This window comes from Longimicrobium sp., assembly GCF_036554565.1.
Lineage (GTDB): Bacteria > Gemmatimonadota > Gemmatimonadetes > Longimicrobiales > Longimicrobiaceae > Longimicrobium.
In genome coordinates this window covers 1-8793 of record NZ_DATBNB010000235.1, presented here as the reverse complement: position 1 = coordinate 8793, position 8793 = coordinate 1, and the positions used below count along the sequence as shown (strand labels likewise).

General features: G+C 71.6%; 1 protein-coding gene. It reads right to left on the bottom strand.

Annotation, left to right across the window (positions count from 1 at the left end; all coding sequences use genetic code 11):
* Window positions 1-4 precede the first annotated feature (4 nt).
* Window positions 5-8782, bottom strand: coding sequence for an amino acid adenylation domain-containing protein (locus VIB55_RS06405; RefSeq protein WP_331875840.1), 8778 nt, complete (start codon window positions 8780-8782; stop codon window positions 5-7).
* Between the last annotated feature and the right edge of the window lie 11 nt (window positions 8783-8793).

Sequence of the window (8793 nt, the reverse complement as noted above, 5' to 3'; positions counted from 1 at the left end):
TCCTTCACGATTGGTTGCTCAGGAGAAGGTCCAGCTCGTCGTCGGAGAGCTCGTCGAGGGAGGAGATCGAGTCGTACGGATCGGACGCGGGGCTCCTCCGCAGCACCGGGGGCGCCAGCTGCCCACCCAGACGGCGCATCTCTTCCACGCGCGCGGCCAGCGCCGCCACCGTGGGCCCCTCGAACAGCGTCCGCAGCGGCAGCTCCACTGAGAACTCGGCCCGGATGCGCGACGCCATGCGCGTGGCCAGCAGGGAGTGGCCGCCCAGCTCGAAAAAGTTGTCGTGCACCCCCACGCGCTCCAGACGCAGCACCTCTGCCCAGACCGCCGCCAGCACCTCCTCCACCGGCGTCCGCGGCGCCACGTACCCGTCCGCAGCGGCTGCGTACTCCGGCGCGGGGAGCGCCTTGCGGTCCAGCTTGCCGCTCGGGGTGAGCGGGAGATGGCTGAGCGACACGAACGCGCTCGGCACCATGTAGTCGGGCAGGCCCTGGCGCAGGTGCTCGCGCAGCGCGTCCGTCTCCGCGCCGCCCACCACGTACGCCACCAGCCGCTGCTCGCCCGCGTCCCCGCGCGCCACGACCACGCAGTCGGCGACGCTCTCGTGCTCGCGGAGGACGGCCTCGATCTCGCCCAGTTCGATGCGGAAGCCGCGGATCTTCACCTGGAAGTCGAGCCGCCCCAGGTACTCGATGGCGCCGTCCGCCCGCCACCGCGCACGGTCGCCGGTGCGGTAGAGGCGCGCGCCCGGATCGGCGGAGAAGGGATCGGGGATGAAACGCTCGGCCGTGAGGCCGGGACGATCCAGGTAGCCGCGCGCCACCTGCACCCCGCCGATGAACAGCTCGCCGGGGACGCCCACGGGAACGGGCTGGAGCGCCGCGTCCAAGACGTAGAGCGAGGTGTTCCAGACGGGGCGGCCTATCGGCACCACGCCGGACGAGTCCTCGCGCGGGCAGGTCCAGCAGCTCACGTCCACGGCCGCTTCCGTCGGCCCGTACAGGTTGGTGAGCACCACGGGGCCCGCGAACCTGTCGTAGAAGCGCTCCACCAGCGTCGGCGGCAGCGCCTCGCCGCTGCAGACCACGTGGCGGAGCGACGCGCAGCGGCCCGCCTCAACCGCCTCCACGAACGGCTGCAGCATGGAGGGGACGAAGTGCAGCGCGGTCACGCCCTCGCGCTCGATCACGTCGCGCAGGTAAACCGGGTCGCGATGGCCGTCCGGGCGCGCCTTCACCAGCCGCGCGCCCTGCTGCAGCGGCCAGAAGAACTCCCACACCGACACGTCGAAGGAGAACGGCGTCTTCTGCAGCACCACGTCGTCCGCGCCGATGCCGAACTGCGCCTGCATCCACACCAGGCGGTTCACCACGCCCCGGTGCTGGTTCATCACCCCCTTGGGGCGGCCGGTACTGCCGGAGGTGTAGATCACGTATGCCAGCGAGTCCGGCCCCGCGCCCTCGGCCAGGTTGCGCGTGCTCTCGGCCGCGATCTCATCCGCCAGCGCGTCCACCGCCAGCACCGCGACGCTTTCGCGCGCGGGAAACGCCTCGCGGAGGGCAGCCTGCGCCAGTACCAGGGGCACGCCGCTGTCCTCCAGCATGTACGCCAGCCGCTCGGTGGGCAGCCCCGGGTCCAGCGGCACGTACGCGCCCCCAGCCTTCAGCACAGCCAGGAGCGATACCACCATCTCCAGGCTCCGCTCCATCAGCACGCCCACGCGCACCTCCGGGCCCACGCCGTGGCGGCGCAGGTGGTGGGCAAGGCGGTTGGCGCGCTCGTTCAGTTCGCCGTAGGTGAGCGACTCCGCTTCGAAGCGCACGGCCACCGCGCCGGGGGTGCGCAATGCCTGGGCTTCGATCAGCTCGTGGATGCATCGGTCGGCCGGAACCTCGGCGACCGTCCGGTTCCACTCTTCCAGTACGATCGCGCGCTCCGCAGCCCCGAGCAGGTCCAGGCGCGAGAGGCGCACGTCCACATCGGCGCCGATCTGCTCAAGCACCCGCTCCAGGTGCCGCGCCATGCGTTCCACCGTGCCGGGCTCGAACAGGTCCGTGCTGTAAGTCAGCCCCCCGCGCAGTCCGCGCGAGGTCGGCGTCAGGGTCAGGGAGAGATCGAATTTGGCGCTCGCGAGCTCCGCTCCGGCTCCGCTCACGCGCAGCCCCGGAAGACTGCTTCCCGCGTTCCCGTCCCCTGCGTTCTGGAGCGTGAACATCACCTGGAAGAGCGGCGAGTGACTCAAGCTGCGCTCCGGCTGCAGCTCCTCCACCAGCTTCTCGACGGGCACGTCCTGGTGCTCGTACGCGCCCAGCGTGGTCTCCCGCACCCGCCGCAGCACCTCGCGGAAGCTCGGATCGCCTGAGAGGTCGGTCCGCAGCACCAGGGTGTTGACGAAGAAGCCGATCAGCGCCTCCACCTCGCCGCGCGTGCGTCCGGCGATGGGGCTGCCCACGACGATGTCTTCGATCCCGGTGTACTTCGAGAGCAGCACCTGGAATGCGGCCAGCAGCGTCATGTACAACGTCGCCCCCTCGCTCCGCCCGAGCGTCTGCGAGCGCTCCAGCAGCTCGGGGGAGAAGTTCACCGGGACCGTCGCGCCCTCGTACGTCCGCATCGGCGGGCGGGGACGGTCGGCCGGCAGCTCCAGCAGCTCCGGTGCGCCAGCCAGCCGCTCCCGCCAGTAGGCCAGCTGCCGGTCCAGGACCTCGCCTTCCAGCTGCTTGCGCTGCCACACCGCGTAATCTCCGTACTGCACCGGCAGCTCGGGGAGCTGCGACTCACGTCCATCGCGGAAGCCCGCGTACAGCGCCGACAGCTCCTGGCGGAGCACCCCCGTGCTCCACCCGTCGCTGACGATGTGGTGCATCGAGAGCAGTAGCGCGTGATCCTCGGCATCCATCCGCAGCAACAACGCGCGGAAAAGCGGGCCCGCCGAGAGATCGAAGGGCCGCCGCGCCTCCTCGTCGGCGCGCCGCCGGACCGCCGTCTCGCGATCCGCATCCCCGAGCGCCGACAGGTCCTCAGCCGGGAGGACGAATCCAGAGAAGGGCGCGATCACCTGCACCGGCGACCCATCCACTTCGCCGAAGGTGGTCCGCAGCGCCTCGTGCCTGCGGACGATCTCGCCCAGCGCGCGCTCCAGCGCCGCCCGGTCCAGCGCGCCGCCCAGGCGCCATGCCATGGGAATGTTGTAGACGGCGCTTCCGGGCTCCAGCTGGTCGATGAACCAGAGCCGCTCCTGCGCAAACGAGAGCGGCAGCGCGCCCGTGCGCTCCACCGGCACCACGGGCGGCAGCACCGGCAGATCCGCGCGGCGCATTTCCTCAATGCGCACCGCCAGCTCCGCCACCGTTGGTCCCGCGAACAACGCCCGAAGCGGCACCTCCACCCCGAACACCTCGCGGATGTGCGAGACCACCCGCGTGGCGAGCAGGGAATGCCCGCCTAGCTCGAAGAAGTTGTCCTCGACCCCCACGCGTTCCAGGCGCAGCACCTGAGCCCAGATCCCCGCCAGCACCTCCTCCATCGGAGTGCGCGGCGCCACGAAGCGTTCCTCCGTCGACGCGAGCTCCGGCGCAGGCAGCGCCTTGCGGTCCAGCTTTCCGTTGGGCGTCAGCGGCAGCGCGTCCAGGAAGACAAATGCGGACGGCACCATGTACTCCGGCAGGCTCCGCCGCACATGCGCGCGCAACGCCTCCACCTCCGTATCGCCCACGATGTACGCAACCAGCCGCGTCTCGCCCGCCTCCGCACGCGCCACGACCACGCAGTCCGTCACGCTCCCGTGGCCACGCAGTACGGACTCGATCTCGCCCAGTTCGATGCGGAAGCCGCGTACCTTCACCTGGAAGTCCAGCCGGCCCAGGTACTCGATAGCGCCGGCCGCCCGCCACCGTGACTTGTCGCCCGTGCGGTACAGGCGCGCGCCCGGATGGGCGGAGAAGGGATCGGGGATGTACCGCTCCGCCGTGTGGCCGGGACGATCCAGGTAGCCGCGCGCCACCTGCACTCCGCCGATGTTCAGCTCGCCGGGGACGCCGACGGGAACGGGCTGCAGCGCCGCGTCCAGCACGTACAGCGATGTGTTCCAGACAGGCCGGCCGATCGGCACCACGTCGGCCGCTTCGTCACGCAGGCAGGTCCAGCAGCTCACGTCCACGGCCGCCTCGGTGGGGCCGTACAGGTTGGTGAGCTCCACAGGGCCGGCGAACCGGTCGTAGAAGCGACGTACCAGCACCGGCGGCAGCGCTTCGCCGCTGCAGACCACGTGGCGGAGCGACGCGCAGCGGCCGGCCTCCACGGCATCGATGAACGGCTGCAGCATGGAGGGGACGAAGTGCAGCGCGGTCACCCCCTCGCGCTCGATCACGTCGCGCAGGTAGGCGGGATCGCGGTGGCCGTCCGGGCGCGCCATGACCAGCCGCGCGCCCTGCTGCAGCGGCCAGAAGAACTCCCACACCGACACGTCGAAGCCGAACGGCGTCTTCTGCAGCACCACGTCGTCCGCGCCGATTCCGAACTGCGCCTGCATCCATACCAGCCGGTTCACCACGCCCCGGTGCTGGTTCATCACCCCCTTGGGGCGGCCGGTGGAGCCGGAGGTGTAGATGACGTAGGCCAGCGAGTCCGGCCCCGCGCCGCTCTCCGAGTTCTCCGCACTCTCGGCCGCGATCTCCTCCGCCAGCACGTCCACCGCCAGCACCGCGACGCCGTCACGCGCGGGGACTGCATCGCGCAGGGCAGCTTGCACGAGCACGAGCGGCACGGCGCTGTCCTCCAGCATGTACGCCAGCCGCTCGGCGGGGAGTCCCGGGTCCAGCGGCACGTACCCGCCCCCGGCCTTGAGCACGGCCAGGAGGGCGACCACCATCTCCACGCTCCGCTCCATCAGCACGCCCACCCGCACCTCGGGGCCCACGCCGAGCCGACGCAGGTGGTGGGCAAGGCGGTTGGCGCGCGCGTTCAGCTCGCGGTAGGTGAGCGAATCCTCCTCGAAGCGCAGGGCCACCGCGTCCGGTGTGCGCGCCGCCTGCGCCTCGAACAGCTGGTGGATGCACCGGTCCGCCGGAACTTGGGCCGCCGTCCGGTTCCACTCCTCCACCACCAGCGCGCGCTCCGCCCCGCCGAGCAGGTTCAGCCGCGAAAGCCGCACGTCCGCGTCACCCGCGACCTGCTCCAGCACCCGCCCCAGGTGCCGCACCATGCGCTCGATGGTGCCCTGCTCGAACAAATCCGTGCTGTAGGTCAGTCCTCCCAGCAGGCCGCGCGAAGTCGCCACGAGGCTCAACGAGAGATCGAACTTTGCGGTCTGGAGCTCCGCATCGACTCCGCCGACCCTCAGCCCGGCAAGAGCCCTGGGCCCACCCCCGTCGTTCTGGAGCGTGAACATCACCTGGAAGAGCGGCGAGTGGCTCAACGACCGCTCCGGCTGCAGCTCGGCAACCAGTCTTTCGAAGGGCACGTCCTGGTGCTCGTACGCACCGAGTGTCACCCCCCGCACCCGCCGCATCACGTCGCGGAAGCACGGGTCTCCCGAAAGGTCGGTGCGCAGCACCAGCGTGTTGATGAAGAAGCCGATCAGCTCCTCCACCTCCTTCCTCGTCCGCCCCGCGATGGGGCTCCCCACGACAATGTCCGCGATCCCGCTGTACTTCGAGAGCAGCACCTGGAAGGCGGACAGCAGCGTCATGTACAGCGTCGCGCCCTCACCCCGCCCCAGCGCCTGCAAGCGCCCCAGCAGCTCCAGGGAGAGCTCCACCGGAACCGACGCGCCGCGGTACGTCTGCACCGGCGGGCGCGGACGGTCGGCCGGCAGCTCCAGCAGCTCCGGCGCCCCCGCTAGGCGCGCTCGCCAGTACGAGAGCTGCCGATCCAGCACCTCGCCCTCCAGCTGCTCGCGCTGCCACACCGCGTAGTCGGCGTACTGCACCGGCAGGCTAGGCAGCGGCGACTCACGTCCGTCGCGGAACGCCGCGTACAGTGCCGACAGCTCCCGGGAGAACACCCCCATGCTCCACCCGTCACTGACGATGTGGTGCATTGAGAGGAGCAGCACGTGATCCTCAGCATCCACCCGCAGCAACGCCGCGCGGAAGAGCGGTCCCGCCGAGAGGTCGAACGCCCGCCGCGCCTCCTCGCCGGCGCGCCGCCGGACCGCCGCCTCGCGCTCCGCCTCGCCGAGCCCCGACAGGTCCTCCACCGGAAGGACGAACCCGCGGAAAGGCGCGATCACCTGCACCGGCGCGCCATCGACCTCCCCGAAGACTGTCCGCAGCGAGTCGTGACGGCGGACGATCTCGCCCAGTGCGTGCTCCAGCGCCGCCTGCTCCAGCGCACCACCCAGGCGCCATGCCATGGGGATGTTGTAGACGGCGCTCCCCGGCTCGAACTGGTCGATGAACCAGAGCCGCTCCTGCGCAAAGGAGAGCGGAAGCCCGTCGGTGCGCCCGGCCGGCACCACCCGCGGCAGCACCGGCAGGCCCGCGCGGCGCATCTCCTCCACACGTCCGGCAAGCTCCGCGACCGTGGGCCCCTCGAAGAACGCCCGCAGCGGCACCTCCAGGGCGAAAACTTCGCGAACGCGCGTCACCACCCGCGTGGCCAGGAGCGAGTGCCCGCCCAACTCGAAGAAGTTCTCCGTCACCCCCACCCGCTCCAGGCGCAGCACCTCCGCCCACATCCCTGCGAGCACCTCTTCCACGGGCGTCCGTGGCGCTACGTACTGGTCCGCCGCAGCCGCGTACTCCGGGGCCGGCAGCGCCTTGCGGTCGACCTTGCCGTTGGGCGTCAACGGCAGCGCGTCCAGATAGACGAACGCGGACGGCACCATGTACTCCGGCAGAGTGCGCCGCAGGTGCTCGCGCAGCGCCTCCGTCTCCGCTTCACCCACGATGTACGCGGCCAGCCGCCGGTCGCCGGGCGCGTCCTCGCGGACGATGACAACGGCCTCGCGGACGGCGGTGTGCTCGCCGAGCCGCGCCTCGATTTCGCCCGGCTCGATGCGGAAGCCGCGCACTTTCACCTGGTCGTCCATGCGGCCGATGAAGTCCAGCCGCCCGTCGGCCAGCCAGCGCGCCCGGTCACCCGTGCGGTACAGGCGGGCGCCGGGCTCACCCCCGAACGGATCGGGAATCCAGCGCTCGGCCGTGAGCCCCTGCCGGCCCAGGTAGCCGCGCGCCACCCCTGCGCCGCCAACGTACAATTCGCCCGGCACACCCACCGGCAGCGGCTCGAGCGCCGCGTCCAGCACGTACGCGCGCACGTTGGCGATGGGCGCGCCGATGTCCGGCCTGCGCGCCCGGTCGGCGCACTCCGCCGCCGTGCTCCAGATGGTGGCCTCGGTGGGCCCGTACAGGTTCCACAGCCGGTGCCGCGTGCCCCAGCGCTCCACGAGTTCGGCCGGCAGCGCCTCGCCGGCCACCGTGATGGTGCGCAGCGCGGGCAGCTCCTCTACCGGGAGCGCCGCCAGGGCCGAGGGAGGAAGCGTGACCGTGGTGACCGCGTGCCGGCGCAGCAGCGCCAGCAGCCCGGGCCCGGGAAGAAGCTCGTCGCGCGGCGCGACGCAGAGCGCGGCGCCCGACGCCAGCGCCATCACCAGCTCGAAGGCGGCGGCGTCGAAGCTGAACGAGGCGAACTGCAGCACCCGGTCGTCCGGCCCCACGCCGAACACGCGCTGCTGCGCGGCCGCCACGTTGGCGAGCCCCCGGTGCGGCACCAGCACTCCCTTGGGGCGGCCGGTGGAGCCGGAGGTGTAGATCACGTACGCCGGGTGCTCCGGCGTCACCCCGCCGCGCGACGGGTTCGTATCCGGCTGCGACGCCCACGCCGGCGCGGGCCCGTCCAGCTCCAGCACCGGCACGCCGCCGCCGAGGCCGTCGAGCACTCCAGCCAGCGCCTGCGCAACCGCGCGCTGCGTCAGGACGACGGCCGGGGCGCTGTCGCCCAGCATGTACGCCAGGCGCTCGCGGGGATATGCGGGGTCCAGCGGCACGTACGCGCCCCCAGCCTTCCACACGGCCAACACGGCGGCCACCATCTCCGGGCCCCGCTCCAGGCAGAGGCCCACCCGCACCTCCGGCCCCACGCCCCGCGAGCGGAGGTCGTGCGCCAGCCGGTTGGCGCGCGCATTCAGCTCCGCATAGCTCAGGTGCTCGTCCCCGAAGACCACCGCCGGGGCGCCGGGCGCGCGCTCCACCTGCCGCTCGAACAGCTCGTGGATGCACGACGACGACGCGTACTCCGCATCGGTGCGGTTCCACTCCTCCAGCACCCGCGCGCGCTCCACCGCGCCGAGCAGATCCATGCGCGAAAGCCGCACGTCCGCATTCGCCACGACCTGCTCCAGCACCCGCTCCAGGTGGCCGACCATCCGGTCGATCGTGCCGCGCTCGAAGAGATCGGTGCTGTAGTTCAGTCCGCCACGCAGTCCCTCGGCGGTCGCCGCAAGCACAAGGGAGAGGTCGAACTTGGCACTCGCGAGCTCCGCCCCGGCTCCGCTCACGGTCAGCCCCGACAGGGCGCATCCTCCGCCGTCCCCGGCGTTCTGCACCGCGAACATCACCTGGAAGAGCGGCGCGTGGCTGAAGCTGCGTTCCGGCTGCAGCTCGGCCACCAGCTTCTCGAAGGGCACGTCCTGGTGCTCGTACGCGCCGAGCGTGGCCTCCCGCGCCCGCCGCAGCACCTCGCGGAAGCTGGGGTCGCCCGAGAGATCGGTCCGCAGCACCAGGGTGTTGACGAAGAAGCCGATCAGCTCCTCGAGCTCCTTCCGCGTCCGCCCCGCGATCGAGGTGCCCA